General features: G+C 70.3%; 1 protein-coding gene and 1 pseudogene. One reads left to right on the top strand and one right to left on the bottom strand.

Translation table 11 applies throughout. From position 1 onward, the window contains the following. On the bottom strand, positions 1-869 hold an 869-nt coding region (locus tag ACOADB_RS26630; RefSeq protein WP_378606139.1), incomplete at its 3' end, for an MMPL family transporter. A 463-nt stretch (positions 870-1,332) separates the two neighbouring features. Here ACOADB_RS26630 and ACOADB_RS26625 point away from each other — a divergent pair. Further along, positions 1,333-1,728 (top strand): annotated as a pseudogene (locus ACOADB_RS26625) (hypothetical protein); the annotation flags it as partial.

Below are 1,728 nucleotides of genomic sequence, written 5' to 3'. Positions count from 1 at the left end.
CCGGAGAACACCGCCGTACGACCGGCCGAGGCGACGGTGCGCCGATGCGCCTCCTCGGTGTAGCCGTGCTCCGCCGTCTCCTCGCGGTGGCGCGACACGATGAGGAGCGCGTAGTCGACCGCCAGGCCGAGGCTCAGCGCAGTCGCGATGTTGAGGGCGAAGAGCGAGGTGTCGACGAGGCTCGCCATGATCCGCAACGCGAACAGGGTGCCGATGATGGACAGCGCCCCGAGCAGGAGCGGCACGAAGGCCGCGACCATGCTGCGGAAGACGATCAGGAGCAGGATCCCGAGCAGCGGGAACGCGATCAGCTCGGCGTTCTGGAGGTCCTTGCGGGTCTGGTCGTTGACCTCGTTGAAGCTGGGCGCGTAGCCGCCGTACCCGACGTCGAAGAGGTCCGAGGCGACGTTCTTGCGCACCGACTCGTCGGCCAGCCCGCCCTTGTCCTCGAGGTCGCTTGTTGCCAGCTGGGCGGGCAGCGCGATCGACTCCCGGTCGGCGGGGATCAGGCCCGGCGCCGCCGCGGGGTCGTCGAGCGGGTTGACCACGTGCCCGACGTACGCCGACTCCCGCATCGCGTCCGCCAGCCGGTCGACCTCCGCGACGACCTCGGGCGAGGCCAGGTCGATCTGCTCGCCGTCGGGGTCACGCAGGAGGACGACGAGCCCGGGCTGCGCGGTGTACCCGAGGGCGTCGGACAGTACGGCGCCCGCCTGCTCGCTCTCGGAGGACGGGTCCGTGAACCCGGCCGCCTTGAGGTGGTGCTCCACGTCGTGCCCGAAGAACCCAGCGACGAGCACGAAGCCGAACGCAGCCAGCAGGACCTTCTTCGGGTGCCGCCAGGTCAGGCGCGCGAGGCGATCGAACACGCTCGCACGCTAGCGCCTCACGGCGCCGCGCGGGCGTCTCTCAGGCGTGACCTGTGCCGCGCTGCGCAGTTTCGAGCGCGAGCGCCTGGCCGCCGGGTACGCCCGGTACGCCGGGGCAGGCGTCTCCGGTTCGTGATCCGCGAGCAGCGCCGAGAGCCGCCCGGGGACCCTACTTTCCGCTGTGTCCAGGCCACTCCCCACGAAGGTCGGTGCGGCGTACCGTGGAATCCGCGCTCGGGGCCCCGCCCTTTGAGAGGAAGTCCCCATGATCACGGATCACGCGAAGACGCGCCGAACAGCCCCACGACGCGGCGTCCTGACAGCGTCCGCCGCCTGCCTTCTCCTCGTCACGATGATGGCGGGGGCTGCGAAGGGTTCGCCTCCAGACCGCGATTCCGCGCAGGCGGAGTCGGCCAATCGCCCGGCCGAGACGTGCGTGGCGTCCAGAGAGATGATCGCGGTCATGGTCGAGCAGTTCGGACTGACCACGAAGCAGGCCAAGGCTCGCATCCTCGGCGAGTGCAGGGCATCAGAGATCCGTGAGGCCGCCATCGCCGCGGCGGGCGACGCGTTCGCCGGCGCCTACTTCGACAGCACGACGAACCAGCTCGTCGTCGCGGTGACCAGCACGGCGGTGTTCAACGCCGTTCGCGCGACGGGTGCGGTGCCCGTGCTCGTGTCCACCTCCTACGCAGAGCTCGAGCACTCCCTGCACGTGCTCGACACACGAACGGCCCCACCGCCGACGGTCACCGGCTGGCGCATCGTCGAGAACGAGAACACGATCGTCGTCGACGTGGTCGGCGGGCCGACGCAGGACGTCAAGACGTTCGTGGCCGGAATCGCCCACGTGACCGTG

The sequence above is a fragment of the Nocardioides sp. CPCC 206348 genome (genome assembly GCF_048654705.1).
Lineage (GTDB): Bacteria > Actinomycetota > Actinomycetes > Propionibacteriales > Nocardioidaceae > Nocardioides.
This window is presented reverse-complemented; position numbering and strand designations above follow the sequence as displayed.